This window comes from Ferribacterium limneticum, assembly GCF_020510625.1.
GTDB classification, from domain to species: Bacteria; Pseudomonadota; Gammaproteobacteria; order Burkholderiales; family Rhodocyclaceae; genus Azonexus; species Azonexus limneticus_A.
Window position 1 is genome coordinate 219124 of sequence record NZ_CP075191.1, and the last position, 21198, is coordinate 240321.

Sequence of the window (21198 nt, forward strand, 5' to 3'; positions counted from 1 at the left end):
GGTTCTGATTGGAAGACCAAAGCCTGAGTTTCCGCCTGCTGGCCATCCTGTTCCCCATTTTCGGGATCGTGGCGGCCGGCTATTTCTACGGACGCAAGCACAAGCCGGAGATGGCCGTCGCCAACCGCCTGAACATGGATGTCTTCGTGCCGGCGCTGGTCTTTGCAGCAATGGCCGGCAAGTCCTTCGATCTGGCGGCCTATGCCCCATTGGCGCTGGGCGGCTTTCTGGTTCTTGCTGCCTGTGGTCTGCTCGCCTGGCCGATTGCGCGTTTGGCTGGCATCCAGCCAAAAACACTGGTTCCACCCATGTTGTTCAACAACTCCGGCAACATCGGCCTGCCGCTCGCCGTACTGGCCTGGGGGGAAAACGCCCTGCCGGCAGCGGTCATCCTGTTCATGGTTGAGAACACGCTGCATTTCTCGTTCGGCGCCCGTCTGCTCGATCCGACGACACGGCTGTTGACGCTGTGGCGTATCCCGGTGGTTTTCGCCGCGATTGCCGGGCTGGCTGTCGCGCTGCTGAAAATCTCCATCTGGACGCCGCTGGTCATCGCAATCAAGATGCTTGGCGATGTATCTGTACCGCTGTTGCTCTTTTCGCTTGGCGTGCGGATGACGGATGTGAATTTCAGCGAATGGAAGGTGGCGGTGGGTAGTGCCGTACTGCGGCCGCTGGCCGGCATGCTGATCGCAGCCGGTGTCATTCAGTTGCTTGGATTGCAGGGCAGGGATGCGGCGATGCTGTTCGTTTTCGGCGCCCTGCCGCCTGCCGTGCTCAATTTCCTGTTTGCCGAGCGCTACAAGCAGGAGCCGCAGCGGGTTGCCTCGATTGTGCTGATTGGTAATCTGGCAGCGCTGGTTTTTCTGCCGTTGGCCCTAGCCTGGGTGCTATGAGCCGCTGAAGCGGCCGAGCTGGCGGCGGTCGCGCTTGGTCGGTCGGCCATGGGTGTCGGCGGCGGGGTCTTGCACGAACTGCCGGCTTTCGCGCTCGGCTTCGCGGGCCGCAATACTTTCCGGTGTTTCCTCGTAAAGCATGCGTGCTTCCGGCGCCGGGCCGCGTTTGTCCGACAGGGCTTTAACGGTCACTTCCCAGCGTGTTTCGCTGTTGGCGATCTCAAGTTGGTCCCCAATCTTGATTTCACGGGCTGGTTTGATCGTGGCGCGATTGATCTTCACCTTGCCGCCACTGACGGCATCGCTGGCCAGGGAGCGCGTCTTGAAAAAGCGCGCTGCCCACAGCCATTTATCGACGCGCAGGCTCACTTGGGGAGAATGGACTCGCCGGCGTAGAGTTGTTCGACCGTTTCACGCTGGCGAATGACATGGATCTGGTCGCCATCGACCATCACTTCAACCGCCCGCGGCCGGGTGTTGTAGTTCGAGGCCATGGCCATGCCGTAGGCGCCGGCTGACATCACGGCCAGCAGGTCGCCGGCTTCGACGGCCAGCGGACGGGCCTGACCGAGAAAATCACCAGTTTCGCAAACCGGGCCGACGACGTCGTATTCGGTGGCAGCACTGGCGCGCGGCACGACGGGCAGGATGTCGTGCCAGGCTTCGTACAGCGCCGGACGCATCAAATCGTTCATGGCGGCATCGATGATGGCGAAATTCTTGGCCTCGCCCTGCTTCAGATATTCGATGCGCGTCAGCAGCAGGCCGGCATTGCCAACCAGTCGGCGGCCTGGTTCGAGGACGACCTGCAGGCCGCGACCGGCCAGTTTATCGAGCAGCGGCGTCAGGTAGGAAGCCACTGTTGGTTGCACTTGTTCGGCGTTGTACTTTATGCCGAGGCCGCCACCGAGGTCGAGGTGATGAATGTGGATGCCTTCGGCCGCCATCTGGTCGACCAGGGCCAAAATGCGATCGAGTGCTTCGACGAACGGCGACGGGTCGAGCAGTTGCGAGCCGATATGGCAGTCGATGCCGGTGACTTCGATGTTCGGCAGGGTAGCGGCACGGCGATAGAGGGCAAGTGCGTTGTCGTAGGCGACGCCGAATTTGGCTCCCTTGAGGCCGGTAGAAATGTAGGGGTGCGTCTTCGGGTCGACGTTGGGATTGACGCGCAGGCTGATCGGCGCCTTTTTGCCGCACTGGCCGGCGACTTCGTTCAGGCGTTCCAGTTCAGGCGCGGATTCGACGTTGAAGCAGAAAATGCCGACTTCCAGCGCCAGCTTCATCTCTTCGGCTTTCTTGCCAACACCGGAAAAAACAACCTTCTTCGGATCAGCACCAGCGGCGAGCACGCGCTGCAGTTCGCCACCGGAAACGATGTCAAAGCCGGCGCCGAGGCGGGCGAAGACGTTCAGGATGGCCAGATTGGAATTCGCCTTGACGGCATAGCAGACCAAGGCACCTTTGCCGGCAGGATGGCCGCCGAGAACATCATGGAATTCGCGCAGCGATGCTTCCAGCGCAGTGCGGGAGTAAACATAGGCCGGCGTCCCGAACTGGTCGGCGATGGCGGGCAGGGCAACGGATTCGGCGTGCAGGACGCCGTTATTCAGGGCAAATTCGGTCATTGGGCTTGGGGGCGAGTGGTCGTGCTAACATCCTTGACGGCTGTCTTGCCGCTGCCGAGCAGCGGCTCCGGCGCCGGGCCGGAAGGCCGTTCAAGCGGGCCTTTCATGCCACAGGCAGCAAGGCTGAAAATGATCAGTAAGGCGGCGATTCTGGACATGTTCGGAGCGCTGTCAGCGAAGAGCGGGATGGTAGCACACGATGGATGACAGCGAATTCAACGCATTGGCCGAACAGGTACTGGCCCGGATTGATGCGGCACTCGAGGCTTGTGATGCCGATCTCGATTTCGAACTGGCGCCGGGCGGCGTGCTGGAAATCGAGTTTGCCGACCGCAGCAAGATCATTGTCAATCGCCACGGTGTCGCCAAGGAAATCTGGGTAGCCGCCCGTGCCGGCGGCTTCCATTTTCGCTGGGATGGTACCGCTTGGCGCGATACCCGCGATAACGCCGAACTGATGGAAAAGCTGTCGATGCTCGCCAGCCAGCAGGCCGGCGAGACTATCGTTCTGCGCTGATCAGTCGCTGGGCGGCGTACTCAGGTCTGGCTTGGGCAGCGGCGTCGCATCCTGGCTTTCCTCTTCAGGCGTACGCTCATTGGCGGCGTTCTCGGCGTAGACGTAGCTTCGGTCACGCCCTTCGCCATAGGCAATGAGACCTTCCGGCGCTTGCTGTACCTGCATTGGTACGTCCTTGAGGGCGCGCGCCATGTAGCCGATCCAGATCGGTAGTGCCGCCGTGCCACCAGTTTCCTTGTCTCCCAGTTTTCTCGGCTGGTCGAAGCCAATCCAGGCGCAACCGGCGACTGTCATCTGATAACCGCAGAACCAGGCGTCGACATACTCGTTTGTTGTTCCGGTCTTGCCGGCCAGATCCTGACGCTTCAGAATCGCCGATGCCTTGGCTGCAGTACCGTAGATGGCGACGTCGCGCAGCATGGTATCCATCATGAAGGCGTTGCGTGGGTCAATGACCCGGATAGTGTCACTACCGGCTTCGATCTCGGCGGAGCGGGCCAGGACCTGCTCGCGTTCGTCACGAATTTCGCGGACGACGAATGGATTGACCTTGAAGCCGCCGTTGGCAAACACGGAATAGGCGGTGACCATCTGCCATGGGGTGACTGATCCGGCACCTAGCGCCATGGTCAGATAGGGTGGATGCTTGGCGGGATCGAAGCCGAAGCGTCCGGCGTAGTCCTGAGCGTAGTTCGTGCCGATAGCCTGCAGGATGCGGATCGATACCATGTTCTTCGATTTGGCCAGTGCCGTGCGCATCTTCATCGGGCCTTCGTACTTGCCATCGTAGTTATGCGGCTCCCAAGCCTGGGTGCCGGTCTGGCTAGCCGGAATGACGATTGGTTCATCGGCAATCACGCTGTTCGGGCTGAAACCCTTTTCCAGCGAGGCCGAGTAGATGAATGGTTTGAAACTGGAACCTGGCTGCCGCCAGGCCTGCGTGACATGGTTGAATTTGTTGCGATTGAAATCGAAACCGCCGACCAGGGCGCGAATGGCTCCATCTTTTGGATCGACCGCGACGAATGCAGACTCGACTTCCGGCAACTGGCTGATCTGCCAGCCACCCTTGTCGTCCTTCTGCAGGCGAATGATGGCGCTACGTTTCAGGCGCTTGTTCGGCGGAGCCTTGTCGTCGAGCATCTTGGCAGCGAATTTCATCGCATCGCCAGTCAGTGTCACGACTTCGCCGCCCTTGCGGTAAGCCTTGATTTGTTTGGCGTCGGCCGACAGCACCAGGGCGGGGATCAGATCCCCCGTGTCGGAGATGTCCTGAAGCGCTTCGTCGATCGCCTCATCCTGGTCGGACTTGATGTCCTTCATGTCCAGATAGGATTCGGCGCCCCGGTAGCCGTGCCGTCGGTCGTAGTCCATGACGCCTTTCCGCAGGCTGTTGTAGGCGGCTTCCTGCTCGGCTTTGATTAGCGTCGTGTAAACCTTCATCCCGCGGGAGTAAACCTCTTCCGGAAAGCGTTCCGCCGTGATCTGGCGAGCCATTTCGGCGACATATTCGGCATGAACGGCGTAGCCCGCCAGTTCGCGCTTGACGATCAGCGGCTCTTTCAGGGCGGCGGCGTGTTGGGTTTCCGAGATATGCCCCAGTTCATGCATGCGGCGCAGTACGTATTGTTGGCGAAGTCTGGCCCGAGTCGGGTTCACCACCGGGTTGTAGGCCGATGGTGCCTTCGGCAAGCCGGCCAGCATGGCCGCTTCGGCAATCGAAATATCTTTCAGCGGCTTGCCGAAATAAATCTGGGCGGCCGCGGCAAATCCATAGGCGCGCTGACCAAGGAAAATCTGGTTGATGTACAGCTCGAAAATCTGGTCTTTCGTCAGGTTGCTTTCTATCTTGAAAGAGAGAAGTGCCTCGTAAAGTTTGCGCGTGTAGGTCTTTTCGCCGGTCAAAAAGAAGTTCCTGGCGACCTGCTGGGTAATGGTCGATGCGCCTTGGCGTTTGCCGCCACCAATCAAATTTGCGCCAGCTGCGCGCAGGATTCCGGTGTAATCGATGCCGCCATGCTGATAAAAGCGATCATCCTCAGCGGCCAGAATGGCCTGCTTCATGATTGGTGGCACGTCCTTGATCGCAACCACCGCGCGGCGCTCCTCGCCGTATTCGCCGATCAGGAAGCCGTCAGCTGTATACACACGCAAAGGAATCTTTGGGCGGTAGTCGGTCAACACTTCAAGCGACGGGAGGTTTGGATAGGCCAGAATGAGGACAATCAATGCCATCGCGACGCCGATGGCGACAAGTCCAACCAGCAATATGAGGGGATAAAGGATCAGGCGTAGCGTTGGATGGGCTGAAAACACGGCGGTTTGGGCTGCAAAATTGAAGTTGCGCAGATTATACGCCGCGCTATTTTTCGGTCGTGAAATTGCTTTACATGCCTATAGGTTGTTGTTAGCATCTGAAGTGAATTATTGGTTATTTTCGTAACTTCGTAATCCGTAAGGACTTTTTGGGGGTCTGGTGGGCTTCGATATCTCAGCGTTGTTAAATCCCAAGGCGCGTCCCTTGTTCGGGTTGGACATAAGTTCGTCCGCCGTAAAGATGGTTGAGTTGACCGCAAACGGGAAGGACGGCTATCGCGTTGAGCGCTACACCATTGAGGTGTTGCCCAAGGATGCGGTGTCCGATGGCAATATCGCCAACCTGGATGGCGTTGTCGACTGCGTGAAGCGTGCGTGGAAGCGCATGGGAACGTCGACTCGCAATGTCGCCATGGCTCTGCCAGGTTCTGCGGTCATCACCAAGAAAATCATTGTTCCGGCGGGGCTGCGGGATGACGAGCTTGAGGCTCAGGTCGAAACGGAGGCGAATCAGTACATTCCGTTTTCGATCGACGAAGTTAATCTGGATTATCAGGTGATCGGACCGGCCCCCGCAGTGCCCGATGAGCTTGAAGTCCTGATCGCAGCATCCAAAAAAGAACGCGTCGAAGATCGCGTAGCTGTTGCCGATGCGGCCGGGCTCAAAGCCATGGTGGTTGATGTCGAGTCTTTCGCAGTGTTGGCTGCGTTTGAGTTGATTGAGCGCCAGTTGCCAGAATCCGGCAAGAATCAGGTCGTCGCCATGATCGATGCCGGCGCCAATGTGATGAACTTGACCGTGCTCAGAAATGGCCAGCAGGTATATGCCCGTGAGCAGGCTTTTGGTGGCGGTCAATTAACGCAAGATATAGCGCGTCACTACGGCATGAGCTTCGAAGATGCCGAGGCGGCCAAAAGAGCGGGAAATCTGCCTGAAGGTTACGAGGTGGAGTTGCTGAACCCGTTCATGGAAAATTTGGCGCTCGAGGTTTCGCGTGCCTTGCAATTCTTCTTTACTTCGACTCAATACAACCAGGTTGATCACATCGTTCTCGCGGGAGGGTGCGCAGTAATCCCCGGCATCGATGAAGTTGTTGCGACTAGAACGCAAGTTAATACCCTGATTGCCAACCCGTTTGCCAACATGGTGCTGTCCGACCGCGTGCGTGCGAAGAGCCTTTTAGCCGACGCCTCGTCGCTGATGGTGGCCTGCGGCTTGGCTTTGCGGAGGTTTGATCCATCATGATTCGCATCAATCTTCTGCCGCATCGCGAAGAGGCAAAAAAAGCTAGGCGCGAACAGTTTTTCGTATTGGTCGGGTTGGTTTCTATTTTGGGTGCCCTGATCGTCTTTGCCGGCTACACCCTGATTGGTGGTGCGATCACCAACCAAGAGGGGGCAAATGACTTCCTCAAGAAGGAAATTGCAGTTCTTGACAAGCAACTGGATCAGATCAAGCGCCTGAAAGAGCAGACACAGGCATTGTTGTCACGAAAGCAGGTTATTGAAAACTTACAGCGTGATCGCGGTGAGACTGTTTATCTGCTCAGCGAACTGGTCAAGCAGGTTCCAGAGGGTATTTATCTAAAAGCGGTGAAGCAGGATGGCCTGAAAATCAATGTTATCGGTCATGCCCAGTCAAATGCCCGTATTTCAGCGCTGATGCGTAATTTGGAAGCATCCCCTTGGCTGGAGCAGCCGCAGTTGGTCGAAAGCAAGGCGGTAGTTGTCAATGGTCGCAGGGTTTACGAGTTCGGAATGAATTTCGTCATGACCCGAGTGAAACCAGACGACGTGAAGGGTAAAAAATGAACGCCAAGTCCATATCCCTGCCCAATTTCGATTTTCAATCGATCACAGACGATTTTCGTTTCTTAAACCCGAATGATCCGGGTTCGTGGCCACTGGTTCCAAAGGCGACAGTTCTTGTCGGTTTATTTGCGGCAATTTTGCTGGCTGGCTGGTGGTTCGTCTGGAATGATCAGTTGATTGAATTGGAGTCCAAAGAAAATGAAGAGCAGACCTTGAAGCAGCAATTTCTGGATAAGAAGCGCCAGGCGGTGAATCTGGATCTCTATATCCAGCAGTTGGCTGAAATTGACCGTTCTTTTGGTGCCCTGTTAAAGCAGCTACCAGACAAATCCGAGATCGAGGCGCTGTTGATTGAGGTTAACCAGGCTGGCTTAGGGCGCGGTTTGCAGTTTGAGCTCTTCAAGCCTGGCCAGGAGCAAGTCAAGGATTTCTACGCCGAACTGCCGATTACAGTGAAAATTAATGGCGGCTACCATGACTTCGGCGCATTTGCCGCTGATATCGCGAAACTTCCGCGCATCGTAACGCTGAACAATATAGCAATCACTTCCGTTAAAGAGGGCGGTCAGCTCTCTCTTGATGCGACAACAAAGACATTCCGCTATCTGGATGACGAAGAAATCGCCAAGCAGAAAAAAGCCGAGCAACAGAAGAAGGCAGAGCAAGGAGCGAAGAAGTGAAACGGATATTGCTCATCGCCCTGTATGGCGCTCTGGGGGCTTGCTCCGGGAGTGACCACGAAGATTTGAAGCAATGGATGGCGGAAAACACCAAGGACCTACGCGGGAATATTCCCAAGTTACCTGAGGTGAAGCCCTACGAACCTGTTCCGTATGATGTTGAGGGCGCGTTAGATCCATTCAAGGCCAGCAAAATCGAGCCGGAATCGAAATACAAGCAGGTGGCTGGAAAAGGGGGGGCATTCCAGCCCGATTTCGAGGCGCGCGAGGTACGGAATAGCTTGCTCGAAAAGTATCCGATCGAATCCCTGAAGATGATCGGCTACATGAACGTCAATAAGCGTCCAATGGCCGTGATTCAGGTGGAAGATAAGGTCAAGCAGATAAAAGTCGGTGACTACATGGGGCTTGACTTCGGTATGGTGACGCAGGTTTCCGATACGGAAGTGCAATTGCGGGAATTGATTCAGGATTCTGCTGGGGATTGGACTGAGCGCAAGAGCTCGCTCTACCTGCAGAGCAAGGAGGGAAGCAAGAAATGAAATTCATAAACTATGCGATGGCTACTGCCTTGGCCTGCCTTGCCGTAGTCTCTTCTGTGAACGCGGAAACATTGCCTTCAAATGCGATTGAATCTGTCAATGTGGCGCAACAAGGGAACGAAGTTGCATTGCGGATTGACTTAAAAGAGGCGCTTGCTTCGCCTCCCCCAGGGTTCAGCGTCGCTAATCCTGCCAAAATAGCATTGGACTTTCAGTCAACGGCCAATGGCTTGGGTAAAAATAGTCAGGTTTTTAACCAAGGCGATCTGCGCAGCATGAATGTTGTTCAAGTGGGTGACCGCACTCGTGTGGTCCTCAATCTTGTCCGGAATATGAATTACAAGACACGTCTGGATGGGAAGGCGCTATACGTAACGCTTTCACCGATTGAGCGCTTGGCGGACTCGACGGCTCAGCGTGCTACTAGGTTTGCTGAGGAAAGCTTGGTCGGCAGTAGGCACGCAGTTAATGATGTAGTGTTTCGTCGCGGCAAAGGTGGCGAGGGTCGCATTGTTGTCGATCTAAGTGATACAGGAACGGGTATCGATATTCGGCAACAGGGAGCAAACCTGATTGTTGATTTCATGAAAACCAATATCCCTGACCGCCTGCGTCGAAAACTGGACGTCACTGATTTCGCAACCCCCGTGACGACAGTAGAAACCAAGGCCTTTGGTGACAACGTGCGGATGATTATTACGCCAAAAGGGCTATGGGAGCACAACGCTTATCAGAGCGACAACCAGTTTATCGTTGAGGTGAAGCGCGTTGTTGAAGATCCTAATAAGTTGGTCCAAGGCTCCAAAGTAGGTTATCAGGGGCCGCGAGTTAGCATTAATTATCAGAATGGCGATGTGCGTGCGCTCTTGCGTCTGATGGCAGAGGAGCTAGGTCTGAATGCAGTGATCAGTGAAACAGTGACTGGGACGACGACGCTGGTACTGAAGGATGTCCCTGCTGACCAAGTTATCGACATCATTTTCCAGCAAAAGGGGCTGGACATGCGGAAGAAAGGCAACATCATCATGATCGCCCCGCGTGATGAAATTGCAACTCGCGAAAAATTGGAATTTGAGTCAAAACAGCAGATTAGTGAATTGGAACCGCTTAAATTAGAGCAATTTCAGCTGAATTATCAAAAATCTGCAGATGTCGCACGCTTGCTATCAGGGGTCGCGATTGCTGGGGGGGCTGTCGCCAGCTCGGGGGGAGCAAACCCCCAGCGCATTCTAAGTAAGAGGGGTAGTGCAGTAGCTGATCCAATGTCCAATATTCTTTTTATCAACGATATTCCCTCTAAACTTGAGGAGATTCGTTCATTTATTGCGGCTATTGATATTGGGGCTAGGCAGGTCTTGATTGAGGCCAGGGTAGTTGAAGCAAATGACACATTTAACCGAGATCTAGGTGTCAAACTAGGGTTCATCAATTCAAAGGCAAATGAGCTTGGTGGAAGCGGCTGGAATGTAGTGGGGGGCAAGATGAGTCCCGCTGTGACTAGTGGAACTACCACGACGCCTGCTACCTTGACGCAAAATTCAATGGTTGGCGTGAATCTCCCTTCTGGTGCCTCAAGTGGAGGCACCTTGGCCCTGTCGCTCTTCAACGCATCCGTAACACGGATATTGAATCTTGAATTGACGGCCTTGGAGAAGGATGGAATCGGCAAAATTATTTCCAGTCCGCGGGTTATCACGGCAAATAACGTCAAGGCCAAAATAGAAGATGGCACTGAGGTACCGTATATAACAACCCAAGCTGCTACTGCTGGGGCTGCTCAGACGTATACGGTAAGTTTCAAGCCCGCCAAGTTATCATTGGAAGTTACGCCGCAAATTACGCCAGAGGGAACGGTCAGGATGATGCTGGTAGTAAAGAAAGAGGAGCCAGATTGGGAGCGAGCGGTCGCGGTGAATGGTTTCTTGAATCCGCCGATCAAGAGTTCAATCGTTGAGACAAGTGTCGTTGTTGAGAATGGTGGAACTGTGGTTATTGGCGGTGTTTTTGTAACGAAATCAGGCAACACGGTAAACAAAGTTCCTTTGCTGGGTGATATCCCGGTCCTTGGATGGTTGTTCAAGACGAAAAGCGAATCGGTGGACCGGCGCGAGTTGCTGGTGTTCATTACGCCTCGACTTATGTCTGACAAGATGCGTTTTGATTGATGCAACGAAATTGATCGATGAAGGGCCGGCAATGCCGGCCCTTTTTTGTTTCAGCTTAAGACTCAGCTAAAATCACGACTGTGGAACATCGTCGAAACATATATCTCGTCGGGTTGATGGGTGCCGGTAAAACTACTGTTGGGCGCCAATTGGCTAGGCGGCTTACCCGCCCTTTTTTCGATTCCGATCATGAGATCGTTGAGCGGACGGGGGTGCCGATCCCGACTATTTTCGAGATTGAGGGCGAAGAGGGGTTTCGGCGTCGAGAGGCGCAGACGATTCATGACCTCACGCTTGATGACAATATTGTCTTGGCTACAGGTGGTGGGGTAGTAATCAATCCAGAGAATCGCCAGCGATTACACGATACGGGCTGGGTCGTATACCTGAACGTCTCGCCGGTGCTCTTGTATGAACGTACACGGCATGATCGCAATCGACCGCTATTGCACGTGGAGGACCCTTTGGCCAAGCTCGAGGAACTCCATTCGATCCGGGATCCCTTGTATCGGGAGACTGCACATATCGTGGTCGATGGATCTCATCTGGTTGCCTCTGGCATCGTTCAGTATTTGTTGAGGGAATTCAACCGCTTATGCAAACAGTGACCCAAACGCTCGATGTTGCCTTGGGCGAACGTTCTTATTTGATACACATTGGAACGGGTGTCTTGTCCAAGCCGGAGTTAATCCTGCCGTACATCGCCCAAAAAAAAGCGGTTGTGGTAACCAACACCACGGTGGCGCCGCTTTATCTGGAATCCCTTCTTTCGACTCTCGAAAAAGGTGGGATAGAGGCTCTGCCCGTTGTCTTGCCGGACGGTGAGCAGTACAAGACCTGGGAAACGCTTAACCTGATATTCGATGCCTTGTTAGGCGCCCGATGCGAGCGAAATACCACGCTGATTGCTCTTGGTGGGGGCGTTATCGGTGATATGGGCGGATTTGCTGCAGCCTGCTATCAGCGCGGCATGCCGTTTATTCAAGTACCAACCACGCTGCTTTCACAAGTTGATTCATCGGTGGGCGGAAAAACTGCCATCAATCACCCGATGGGCAAGAACATGATCGGCGCCTTCTATCAGCCCAGACTGGTGCTCGCCGATCTTTCGACACTCGATACCTTGCCTGACCGAGAATTGAAAGCCGGCCTGGCCGAAGTCATCAAATATGGCTTGATTCGAGATCCGGATTTCTTCGTGTGGCTGGAGGGCAACCTGGAACAGTTGCTGCTTCGCGACAAAGCTGCATTGGCGTATGCGGTGCATCGCTCCTGTGCCAACAAGGCTGAAGTGGTTGCTGCTGATGAACGCGAAAGTGGCGAGCGCGCGCTACTCAATCTCGGGCATACCTTTGGTCACGCCATTGAAACTGGACTGGGTTACGGCGAATGGCTGCACGGTGAAGCGGTAGCTGCCGGCACGCTAATTGCAGCCGAATTGTCATGTCAGATGGGCTGGATTGGTAACGATGCCCTGGATCGGATAGAAAAAATATTCGTCCGGGCTGGTTTGCCTGTCGTGGGGCCGGCTCTTGGTGGGGCTCGCTATCTTGAATTGATGAGTCATGACAAGAAGGTGCAGGACGGAAAGCTACGTTTGGTGCTCCTCCGCGGAATTGGCGAGGCGGTGCTTTCAGATGTGGCATCTGCTGAACAGATTGTCGGCGCCATCGAGGCGCGATGCACCCAAACAGGGAAAGTGTGACTGTTGAAGTGCCGGATTGGTGCGTCGCAGCATCTTGAATTGACAGGGGTTTGCCAGTATATTTGATGGTTGCCTCTAATTTTCGTACAGGCCGTAACGTCAAATATGACGTGCGGCTTTTTTGACCATTGGCCTTTAGTCACCGGCCAAGTTATTTGAAGGAACGCGTGTGATGGAACCGGCAGTACCTGAGCGGCAGGGTTTGTACGACCCAGCCAACGAGCACGACGCTTGCGGCGTGGGCTTTGTTGCCCATTTTAAAGGCCAGAAAAGTCACAGCATCGTCGAGCAGGGTTTGTTGATCCTGAAGAATCTGGATCACCGCGGTGCCGTTGGTGCCGATCCGTTGCAGGGTGACGGTGCCGGTATCCTGATCCAGATTCCGGATCAGTTCTATCGCGAGGAAATGGCCAAGCAGGGCCTCGAGCTGCCGCCGAATGGCGAGTACGGTGTCGGCATGGTTTTCCTGCCGCAAGAAGCCGCTTCGCGCCACGCTTGCGTCGAAGAGATCGAGCGTTCGGTCAAGGCCGAAGGTCAGGTTGTCCTTGGCTGGCGTGATGTACCGGTCAATGCCGATATGCCGATGTCGCCGACCGTCAAGGCCAAAGAACCGGTCATTCGCCAGATCTTCGTTGGTCGTGGTCCAGATGTTTTCGTGACCGACGCGCTCGAACGCAAGCTGTACATCATTCGCCGTCGCGCTGCCAACGCCATCAAGTCGCTGAAACTGAAGCATGGCCAGGAATTCTATGTGCCGTCTTTCTCGGCGCGCACGGTCAACTACAAAGGTTTGCTGCTGGCCGACCAGGTCGGTGTGTACTACGCCGACCTGCAGGACAAGCGTACTGTTTCTGCTCTCGCGCTTGTGCACCAGCGGTTTTCGACCAATACCTTCCCGACCTGGGATCTGGCTCACCCGTTCCGCTATATCGCCCACAACGGCGAGATCAACACGGTGCGCGGCAACGTCAATTGGTTCAAGGCTCGTGAACAGGCGATTTCTTCGCCGATTCTCGGCGACGACCTGAAGAAGGTCTGGCCGCTGCATTACCCCGGTCAGTCTGACTCTGCTTCTTTCGACAATGCGCTCGAACTGCTGGTCATGGGCGGCGGCTACTCGCTGGCCCAAGCCGTGATGCTGATGATCCCGGAAGCCTGGGAAAAGCACACGACGATGGACGAGAACCGTCGCGCCTTCTACGAATACCATGCTGCGATGATGGAGCCGTGGGACGGCCCCGCTGCGGTGGCATTCACCGATGGCCGCCAGATCGGCGCAACGCTGGATCGCAATGGCCTGCGTCCAGCCCGTTATCTGGTGACTGACGATGACCTCGTGGTCATGGCTTCCGAATCTGGCGTGCTGCCGATTCCGGAAAAGAAAATCGTCAAGAAGTGGCGTCTGCAGCCGGGCAAGATGTTCCTGATCGATATGGAACAAGGCCGCATCATCGATGACCAGGAGTTGAAGAACTCGCTGGCCAACGCCAAGCCATATCGCGAGTGGATCGAAAAGATCCGCATCAAGCTCGACGAAGTGCCGGCGGCCGCCGAAAAGTGCGCTGAATCTTCAGCCTCCCTGCTCGATCGCCAGCAAGCTTTCGGCTACACCCAAGAGGACGTCAAGGTCATTCTTGAGCCGATGGTGCTGAATGGCGAAGAAGCTAGCGGGTCCATGGGCACCGATTCGGCTTTGCCGGTCCTGTCCAGTAAGAACAAGACGCTCTACGCTTACTTCAAGCAGCTGTTCGCTCAGGTGACCAATCCGCCGATCGATCCGATTCGCGAAGAACTGGTCATGTCGCTGGTGTCCTTCATTGGGCCGAAGCCGAACCTGCTGAACACGAGTGATATCAATCCGCCGATCCGTCTCGAGGTGTCGCAACCTGTCCTGTCCTTTGCTGACATGGAAAAGCTGCGCAATATTGGCAAGTACACCTCCGACAAGTTCCGTTCCTTCGAACTGGATATCTGCTATCCCGTTGCCTGGGGCAAGGATGGTGTTGAAGCCCGTCTGGCTTCGCTGGCGGCAGATGCCGAGGACGCGGTTCGTTCCGGTGCCAACATCCTGATCGTCTCCGACCGCAAGATCGATGCCGAGCACGTGGCCATTCCGGCGCTGCTGGCGACTTCTGCCATCCATCAGCATCTGGTCAAGAAGGGCCTGCGCACCAGCGCCGGTCTGGTGGTCGAGACAGGCTCCGCCCGCGAAGTCCATCATTTCGCCTTGCTCGGTGGTTACGGTGCCGAAGCGGTTCACCCGTACCTGGCCCTCGAAACCATCGAAGGTCTGGCCAAGGGCGATGCCGAGAAGGCCGAGAAGTTCACCAAGAACTTCATCAAGGCTATCGGCAAGGGCTTGAACAAGGTCATGTCGAAGATGGGTATCTCCACCTACATGTCCTACACCGGTGCCCAGATCTTCGAAGCGATTGGTCTGCAAAAGGCCTTCGTTGAGAAGTATTTCACCGGTACGCCGTCGAACATTGAGGGTATTGGTGTCTTCGAGGTGGCCGAAGAGTCCATTCGTTTGCACAATGAAGCCTTCTCCGCTGATCCTGTGCTGGCCAACATGCTGGATGCCGGTGGCGAGTACGCTTACCGCATCCGTGGTGAAGAGCATCTGTGGACGCCGGATTCCATCGCCAAGCTGCAGCACTCGACCCGTTCCGGCCAGTATGAAACTTACAAGGAATACGCCAAGCTGATCAACGATCAGACCAAGCGTCACCTGACCCTGCGCGGCCTGTTCGACTTCAAGCCGCAAGGCGCAGCGATTCCGCTGGAAGAAGTCGAGTCGGCCAAGGAGATCGTCAGGCGCTTCGCTACCGGTGCCATGTCGCTCGGTTCGATCTCGACCGAAGCGCACACCACGCTGGCGATTGCCATGAACCGTATCGGCGGCAAGTCGAATACCGGTGAAGGTGGCGAGGATGCCAAGCGTTTCCTGCCGATCAAGGCGGGTCAGAAGCTGTCCGAAATCATTGGTGCCTCGCGCATTGAGCGTGACTATCAATTCAAGGACGGCGATTCCCTGCGTTCGGCGATCAAGCAGGTCGCCTCCGGTCGTTTCGGTGTCACTACCGAGTATCTGGTCAACGCCGACCAGATCCAGATCAAGATGGCGCAAGGCGCCAAGCCGGGCGAGGGTGGCCAGTTGCCGGGTCACAAGGTTTCCGAGTACATCGGCTTCCTGCGTCACTCGGTGCCGGGCGTCGGCCTGATTTCGCCGCCGCCGCATCACGACATCTACTCGATTGAGGATCTGGCCCAGCTGATTCACGACCTTAAGAACGCCAACTCGCGTGCTTCGATCTCTGTCAAGCTGGTTTCCGAAGTCGGTGTTGGTACCGTTGCTGCCGGTGTGGCCAAGGCCAAGGCCGACCACGTCGTGATCGCCGGTTTCGACGGCGGTACGGGCGCTTCGCCGCAATCTTCGATCAAGCACGCCGGCACGCCATGGGAACTCGGTCTGTCCGAGACCCAGCAGACCCTGGTCCTGAATCGTCTGCGTTCGCGTATCCGCGTTCAGGTCGATGGCCAGATGAAGACCGGTCGTGACGTCGTTGTCGGTGCGCTGCTCGGCGCCGACGAATTCGGCTTCGCCACTGCACCGCTGGTGGTCGAAGGCTGCGTCATGATGCGCAAGTGCCACCTGAATACCTGTCCGGTTGGTGTCGCCACCCAGGATCCGGTACTCCGTCAGCGCTTCTCCGGTCAGCCGGAACATGTCGTCAATTACTTCTTCTTTGTTGCTGAAGAAGTTCGCGAAATCATGGCTGAGCTCGGCATTCGCAAGTTTGACGATCTGGTCGGCCGTGCCGATCTGCTCGACACCCGTGCCGGTATCGAACACTGGAAGGCCAAGGGACTGGACTTCTCCAAGGTGTTCTATCAGCCGAACGTGCCGGCCGAAGTTTCGCGTCGCCATACTGAAACTCAGGATCACGGTCTGGAAAAGGCGCTCGACCACAAGTTGATCGAGCAGGCCAAGCCAGCCCTCGAAAAGGGCCAGAAGGTCCAGATCGAGACCAAGATCATCAACGTCAATCGTACCTGCGGCACCATGCTGTCGGGTGAAGTCGCTCGTCGCTACGGCAACGACGGCCTGCCGGACGACACCATTCACGTCAAGCTGACCGGTACTGCCGGCCAGGCCTTCGGTGCTTTCCTGGCCAAGGGCGTGACGCTGGAGCTGACCGGTGAAGGCAATGATTATGTGGGCAAGGGTCTGTCGGGCGGTCGTCTGATCATCAAGCCGAGCCCCGATTTCCGTGGCGATACGCAGCAGAACATCATCTGCGGCAATACCGTGATGTACGGTGCAACCGATGGCGAAGCCTACCTGGCTGGCGTTGGTGGCGAGCGCTTCTGCGTCCGCAACTCCGGCGCCACGGCAGTGGTCGAAGGTGTCGGTGACCATGGCTGCGAATACATGACTGGCGGTACGGTGGCCGTGCTGGGCATGACCGGGCGTAACTTTGCGGCCGGTATGTCGGGTGGCATCGCTTATGTGCTGGATGAGGACGGTGGTTTCAAGAGCCGTTGCAATCTCGCTCAGGTGGCACTCGAGAAAGTTCTGCCGGCCAGCCGTCACGCTGCCGGTGAGCCATTGCATCGTGGCATCGCCGACGAAACGCAACTCAAGGAACTGGTGACCCGTCACGCCGAATATACCGGCAGCGCGACCGCCAAGGCTATCCTGGCCAACTGGGATGCTTACCGCGAGAAGTTTGTCAAAGTTTATCCGCACGAGTACAAGCGCGCCCTCACCGAGATGGCTGCTGCACAGAAGGAGGCCGCATAATGGGCAAGCCGACTGGCTTCATGGAGTTTGAGCGTCTCAACGAGAGCTACGACCCGGTTGAACAACGCCTGAAGCATTACAAGGAGTTCGTGCATACGCTGAACGACGACGATGCCAAGGTTCAGGGCGCACGCTGTATGGACTGTGGCATCCCGTTCTGCAATAACGGCTGCCCGGTGAACAACATCATTCCGGACTGGAATGACCTGGTTTACCGCGGCAACTGGAAGCAGGCGCTGGATGTGCTGCACTCCACCAACAACTTCCCGGATTTCACCGGCCGCATCTGTCCGGCGCCTTGCGAAGCTGCCTGTACGCTGGGCATCAACGCGGCACCGGTCGGTATCAAGTCGATTGAGCATTTCATCATCGACAAGGGCTGGGAGTCGGGCTGGGTTGTGCCGCAGCCGCCGAAGACCAAGACCGGCAAGAAGGTTGCCGTCGTGGGTTCCGGCCCGGCGGGTCTGGCTGCTGCCCAGCAACTGGCGCGTGTCGGTCATGACGTGACCGTGTTCGAAAAGAGCGACCGTCTCGGCGGCCTGCTTGGCTACGGCATTCCCGACTTCAAGCTGGAAAAAACGGTCATTGATCGCCGTGTTGCCCAGATGGAAGCCGAAGGCGTCACCTTCAAGACCAAGGTCGTGATCGGTGACAAGAACGTGCCGGCCGGCATCAACAACGATGCCACCGAGTTCGTTTCGGCCGACCAGTTGAAGAAAGATTTCGATGCGGTGATTCTGGCTGCCGGCTCTGAAGTGCCGCGCGATCTGCCGGTGCAGGGCCGCGAGCTGAAGGGCATCTACGCTGCGCTCGAGTTCCTGATTCCGCAGAACAAGGAAGTTCAGCAGGGCAAGGCCAATCCGATCAACGTCAAGGGCAAGCACGTCATCGTCATTGGTGGCGGCGATACTGGTTCTGACTGCGTCGGTACGTCGAATCGCCATGGCGCAGCCTCGGTCACCCAGTTCGAACTGATGCCGATGCCGCCGGAACAAGAAAACAAGGCGCTGACCTGGCCGTACTGGCCGTACAAGCTGCGTACTTCTTCTTCGCACGATGAAGGCTGCAGCCGCGATTTCGCCGTTGCGACCAAGGGTTTCGTCGATGATGGCAAGGGCAACGTCAAGGCACTAAAGGCCGTTCGTCTGGACTGGAAGGACGGCAAGATGAGCGAAGTCGCCGGTTCGGAGTTCGAACTGCCGTGCGACAACGCCTTCCTGGCCATGGGCTTTACCAACCCGGTTGGCGGCTTGCTCGAGGCTTTTGGCGTCGAAAAGGATGCGCGCCAGAATGCCAAGGCAACGACCGATGGCGAGGGTTGCTACAAGACCAACGTGGACAAGGTTTACGCCGCCGGTGACGTGCGTCGTGGCCAGTCGCTCGTGGTCTGGGCGATCCGTGAAGGCCGTCAGGCAGCGCGTGAAGTGGATGCCTTCCTGATGGGCTCGACGACGCTGCCGCGTTAAATCAAGCCTGATCCTGAAAAGCCCCGCATCTGAGAAGATGGCGGGGCTTTTTTCTTATGGCATCCGCCATCCGGAAAGAATGCTCAGCACAGCTTGCGAGGCCGGTGAAAACTTCCTCCATCAGTGTTTTCAGGCTTCGACAGCCCGCCTCAATCGTGTGAAAATGACGAACGATCACTAGGGGGGAACTATGTCGGCTGAGCTGCAACCTGCCTTGCAGGTGACAACACCAAGCGGGGCGCTTGATGGGCATATGCTGCTCATCCTGGCCATTATGGTCGTGGCCGGTATTCTGGGCGGTGCCGCCAACTATTTCCTGGCTGACCGGCATGGCGAACCCGCCCGCCGCGATTGGCTGAAATATCCGGTTTTCGGGGTCGTGGCGGCGCTGACCGTGCCGCTCTTCCTGAACATGATCTCCAGCACCCTGCTTGAGGGGGCGCGGACAAAACCGATCGATTTCTATGTTTTCGCCGGCTTTTGCCTGATCTATGTGGTGGCCTCGCGCCGCCTGTTCGAAAACATGGTGCAACTGCTGCTGGGCCAGATTGATCAGGTGCGCCGCGATGTCGGGCAGATCAAGCAGCAGCGGCGCGACGAGCCGATCATGGCAGCGGCCAGGTTAGAGACCGAGCAGGTCAAGGCGGTTGAGCCAGATCCCAAGGAGGTCCTCTCCTACAACGACGTGGAAATTTTGCGGGCCTTGTCCGAAGAGAGCTTCGTTTACGGCAATCTTGCCGCCATCTGCGACAGCACCGGGCTGGCCAGGGATTTCGTCAGCCAGCGGCTGACGGTCATGAAGGCGCTGGGCGTCATCGAAACCCGGATCAACGACAAGAATGTCCTGCACTGGTTCGTTTCAGCCCGCGGCAAGGCGGTGCTGGGCGATATCCTCGGCGGACAGGAGCAGAAGAAGATCGCATGAAATCTGCTGGCTTTGGCCGGCCTTACCTGAGATAAAACCATGAATATCGTCATCCTCGCTGCCGGCCAAGGCAAGCGCATGCACTCCAATCTCCCCAAGGTGCTTCACCCGGTCGCCGGCAAGGCACTGGCCCAGCATGTGATCGACACGGCGCGCCAGTTGTCCCCGGAAAAGCTGATCGTGGTCTATGGCCATGGTGGTGAAGTGGTGCGTTCGACGCTGGCCGCCGCCGATCTTTCCTGGGCCGAGCAGGCGCAGCAACTGGGTACCGGTCATGCGGTAGCGCAGGCCTTGCCCGAGCTCGGTGCAGCCGCCCAGACGCTGGTGCTTTACGGTGACGTACCGCTGACTACCGTGGCAACGCTGAAGCGTCTGCTGCAGGCTGGCAAGGATGGTTTGTCGGTGCTAACCGTCGACCTGGCCAATCCGACCGGCTATGGTCGTATCGTGCGAGACACCGCTGGCAACATGGTCAGCATCGTCGAGGAAAAGGATGCAAGCGCCGAGCAGAAGTCGATCCGTGAGGTGAACACCGGCATCATGGCGGTACCGACGGCACGCCTGGCTGATTGGTTGGGCCGCTTGAAGAATGACAATGCCCAAGGCGAGTATTACCTGACCGATATCATCGCTCTGGCCGTGGCCGAAGGCATGCCGGTGCATACGGCGCAGCCGGAGGGCGAATGGGAGGTGCTGGGCGTCAACAGCAAGGTCCAGCTGGCTGAGCTGGAGCGTCAGCATCAGCGCAATCTGGCCGATGCCTTGCTGGTTGCCGGCGTGCGCCTGGCCGACCCGGCCCGCATCGATATCCGCGGCGAGCTGACCCATGGTCGCGATGTGGCGATCGATGTCGGCTGTGTCTTCGAAGGCAAGGTCGAACTGGCCGATGCGGTCGAAGTTGGCCCCTATTGCGTACTGAAAAACGTCAAGGTCGGCGCCGGCACGCGCATCGCCGCCTTCTGCCATTTCGAGGATGCGGTGATCGGGCCGGATGGCGTGCTCGGCCCCTACGCCCGCCTGCGGCCGGGGACCGAACTCGGCCCGGAAGTGCATATCGGCAACTTTGTCGAGGTCAAGAAGAGCACCATCGGCGCCCAGTCCAAGGCCAATCATCTGGCCTATATCGGCGACGCCCGGATCGGCCAGCGCGTCAATGTCGGCGCCGGCACCATCACCTGCAACTACGATGGCGCCAACAAGCACCTGACCATCATCGAGGACGATGTCTTCATCGGCTCCGATACCCAGCTGGTTGCACCGGTGACCGTGGGGCGTGGGGCAACGCTGGGGGCCGGTACGACGCTGACCAAGGATGCCCCGCCCGATGCCCTGACCGTGTCGCGTGCCAAGCAGCTGACGCTGCCGGGTTGGGAACGTCCGAAGAAGGTAAAGAAATAATGGATCTGGGTTTCACCGCGTTTGTCACCGCGATTGCGCTCCTCGTGGCAGTTGGGGGATCGCTATTGCTGGTCGGCTATTTCGGTACCTTGCCGGCGTCGTTCAATTTTGGCTGGAAGGCATGGCTGCCGACGCTGGTCCTGCCCGTGCTCGGGCCGGTCTGGTTTGCCTTGACGCACCGTGACGAGTTCCTGCGCCCAGCCTTGCAACTGATTTCCGGCCTGCTGCTGATTGCCGCCGCAGTCGGCTTGCTATTCGGCTTTGGCCAGCACTTTGCTGACCAGCTCGTCGCAGGCATCAAATGATTTTTCGCTAAGTTCATATAAGTTCAGGGAGAAGAA

At 56.9% G+C, this 21198-nt stretch carries 18 protein-coding genes; 14 read left to right on the plus strand and 4 right to left on the minus strand.

Features of this window, described 5'->3' with window-relative positions; translation table 11 throughout:
* Positions 1-8 precede the first annotated feature (8 nt).
* Positions 9-896, plus strand: coding sequence for an AEC family transporter (locus KI617_RS01080; protein WP_226449856.1), 888 nt, complete (start codon positions 9-11; stop codon positions 894-896).
* Here the strand turns inward: KI617_RS01080 and KI617_RS01085 are convergent.
* The 3 genes from KI617_RS01085 to lptM are packed head-to-tail and all read right to left on the minus strand — an operon-like array spanning position 891 to position 2682.
* The gene (locus KI617_RS01085; protein WP_226451823.1) at positions 891-1259 is read right to left on the minus strand and encodes an RNA-binding S4 domain-containing protein; all 369 of its coding nucleotides are present in this window, start codon (positions 1257-1259) and stop codon (positions 891-893) included. The genes KI617_RS01080 and KI617_RS01085 overlap by 6 nt on opposite strands.
* A 2-nt stretch (positions 1260-1261) precedes the next feature.
* Positions 1262-2524 (minus strand): diaminopimelate decarboxylase, encoded by a 1263-nt coding sequence (gene lysA, locus KI617_RS01090; RefSeq protein WP_226449858.1) that lies wholly within the window; start codon positions 2522-2524, stop codon positions 1262-1264.
* A complete protein-coding gene (gene lptM, locus KI617_RS01095; RefSeq protein ID WP_226449860.1) occupies positions 2521-2682 on the minus strand; it encodes an LPS translocon maturation chaperone LptM in 162 nt (53 codons plus the stop codon). Before lptM ends, lysA begins: the two co-directional genes overlap by 4 nt.
* A gap of 41 nt (positions 2683-2723) precedes the next feature.
* On the opposite strand from lptM, the gene cyaY reads away from it, so the two are divergent.
* A complete protein-coding gene (gene cyaY / locus KI617_RS01100; RefSeq protein ID WP_226449862.1) occupies positions 2724-3041 on the plus strand; it encodes an iron donor protein CyaY in 318 nt (105 codons plus the stop codon).
* Here cyaY and KI617_RS01105 read toward each other — a convergent pair whose 3' ends face one another.
* A complete protein-coding gene (locus KI617_RS01105; RefSeq protein ID WP_226449864.1) occupies positions 3042-5276 on the minus strand; it encodes a penicillin-binding protein 1A in 2235 nt (744 codons plus the stop codon). It abuts the gene before it with no gap.
* Between the two features lie 241 nt (positions 5277-5517).
* On the opposite strand from KI617_RS01105, the gene KI617_RS01110 reads away from it, so the two are divergent.
* The 12 genes from KI617_RS01110 (at position 5518) to KI617_RS01165 (ending at position 21162) form a co-directional block, all read left to right on the plus strand.
* Positions 5518-6603: a pilus assembly protein PilM gene (locus tag KI617_RS01110; protein WP_226449866.1), complete on the plus strand. Its 1086-nt coding sequence runs from the start codon at positions 5518-5520 to the stop codon at positions 6601-6603.
* Entirely contained in the window at positions 6600-7169 is a 570-nt protein-coding gene (locus KI617_RS01115) for a PilN domain-containing protein (RefSeq protein WP_226449868.1), read from the plus strand. The genes KI617_RS01110 and KI617_RS01115 overlap by 4 nt, the downstream gene beginning before the upstream one ends.
* Entirely contained in the window at positions 7166-7849 is a 684-nt protein-coding gene (locus KI617_RS01120) for a type IV pilus inner membrane component PilO (RefSeq protein ID WP_226449869.1), read from the plus strand. The genes KI617_RS01115 and KI617_RS01120 overlap by 4 nt, the downstream gene beginning before the upstream one ends.
* 8 nt (positions 7850-7857) lie before the next feature.
* The gene (locus KI617_RS01125) at positions 7858-8391 is read left to right on the plus strand and encodes a pilus assembly protein PilP (protein ID WP_226449870.1); all 534 of its coding nucleotides are present in this window, start codon (positions 7858-7860) and stop codon (positions 8389-8391) included.
* The gene (gene pilQ / locus KI617_RS01130) at positions 8388-10556 is read left to right on the plus strand and encodes a type IV pilus secretin family protein (protein ID WP_226449873.1); all 2169 of its coding nucleotides are present in this window, start codon (positions 8388-8390) and stop codon (positions 10554-10556) included. Before KI617_RS01125 ends, pilQ begins: the two co-directional genes overlap by 4 nt.
* A 116-nt stretch (positions 10557-10672) precedes the next feature.
* On the plus strand, positions 10673-11164 hold the full coding sequence (locus KI617_RS01135) for a shikimate kinase (protein WP_226449875.1): 492 nt from the start codon (positions 10673-10675) through the stop codon (positions 11162-11164).
* On the plus strand, positions 11152-12261 hold the full coding sequence (aroB, locus tag KI617_RS01140; RefSeq protein WP_226449877.1) for a 3-dehydroquinate synthase: 1110 nt from the start codon (positions 11152-11154) through the stop codon (positions 12259-12261). The genes KI617_RS01135 and aroB overlap by 13 nt, the downstream gene beginning before the upstream one ends.
* Positions 12262-12433: 172 nt before the next feature.
* Positions 12434-17068, plus strand: a complete 4635-nt coding sequence (locus KI617_RS01145; RefSeq protein WP_226449879.1) for a glutamate synthase-related protein — start codon at positions 12434-12436, stop codon at positions 17066-17068.
* A complete protein-coding gene (locus KI617_RS01150; protein ID WP_226449881.1) occupies positions 17068-18534 on the plus strand; it encodes a glutamate synthase subunit beta in 1467 nt (488 codons plus the stop codon). The genes KI617_RS01145 and KI617_RS01150 overlap by 1 nt, the downstream gene beginning before the upstream one ends.
* Positions 18535-18724: 190 nt before the next feature.
* Positions 18725-19459: a YEATS-associated helix-containing protein gene (locus KI617_RS01155; protein ID WP_226449883.1), complete on the plus strand. Its 735-nt coding sequence runs from the start codon at positions 18725-18727 to the stop codon at positions 19457-19459.
* A 39-nt stretch (positions 19460-19498) separates the two neighbouring features.
* On the plus strand, positions 19499-20857 hold the full coding sequence (gene glmU, locus KI617_RS01160; RefSeq protein ID WP_226449885.1) for a bifunctional UDP-N-acetylglucosamine diphosphorylase/glucosamine-1-phosphate N-acetyltransferase GlmU: 1359 nt from the start codon (positions 19499-19501) through the stop codon (positions 20855-20857).
* Positions 20857-21162 carry a hypothetical protein gene (locus KI617_RS01165; protein ID WP_226449887.1) on the plus strand — a complete coding sequence of 102 codons (306 nt, stop codon included), beginning with the start codon at positions 20857-20859 and terminating at the stop codon, positions 21160-21162. Before glmU ends, KI617_RS01165 begins: the two co-directional genes overlap by 1 nt.
* The last annotated feature ends 36 nt before the right edge of the window (positions 21163-21198 follow it).

Excerpts from the sequence above, each read along its gene's own strand:
- KI617_RS01150 (WP_226449881.1), top strand. The coding sequence starts at position 17,068 with ATGGGCAAGCCGACTGGCTTCATGGAGTTTGAGCGTCTCAACGAGAGC.
- pilQ (WP_226449873.1), top strand. The coding sequence starts at position 8,388 with ATGAAATTCATAAACTATGCGATGGCTACTGCCTTGGCCTGCCTTGCC.
- KI617_RS01120 (WP_226449869.1), top strand. The coding sequence starts at position 7,166 with ATGAACGCCAAGTCCATATCCCTGCCCAATTTCGATTTTCAATCGATC.
- glmU (WP_226449885.1), top strand. The coding sequence starts at position 19,499 with ATGAATATCGTCATCCTCGCTGCCGGCCAAGGCAAGCGCATGCACTCC.
- KI617_RS01105 (WP_226449864.1), bottom strand. The coding sequence starts at position 5,276 with ATGGCATTGATTGTCCTCATTCTGGCCTATCCAAACCTCCCGTCGCTT.
- KI617_RS01165 (WP_226449887.1), top strand. The coding sequence starts at position 20,857 with ATGGATCTGGGTTTCACCGCGTTTGTCACCGCGATTGCGCTCCTCGTG.
- KI617_RS01155 (WP_226449883.1), top strand. The coding sequence starts at position 18,725 with ATGTCGGCTGAGCTGCAACCTGCCTTGCAGGTGACAACACCAAGCGGG.
- aroB (WP_226449877.1), top strand. The coding sequence starts at position 11,152 with ATGCAAACAGTGACCCAAACGCTCGATGTTGCCTTGGGCGAACGTTCT.
- KI617_RS01115 (WP_226449868.1), top strand. The coding sequence starts at position 6,600 with ATGATTCGCATCAATCTTCTGCCGCATCGCGAAGAGGCAAAAAAAGCT.
- lptM (WP_226449860.1), bottom strand. The coding sequence starts at position 2,682 with ATGTCCAGAATCGCCGCCTTACTGATCATTTTCAGCCTTGCTGCCTGT.
- cyaY (WP_226449862.1), top strand. The coding sequence starts at position 2,724 with ATGGATGACAGCGAATTCAACGCATTGGCCGAACAGGTACTGGCCCGG.
- KI617_RS01145 (WP_226449879.1), top strand. The coding sequence starts at position 12,434 with ATGGAACCGGCAGTACCTGAGCGGCAGGGTTTGTACGACCCAGCCAAC.
- lysA (WP_226449858.1), bottom strand. The coding sequence starts at position 2,524 with ATGACCGAATTTGCCCTGAATAACGGCGTCCTGCACGCCGAATCCGTT.
- KI617_RS01135 (WP_226449875.1), top strand. The coding sequence starts at position 10,673 with ATGGGTGCCGGTAAAACTACTGTTGGGCGCCAATTGGCTAGGCGGCTT.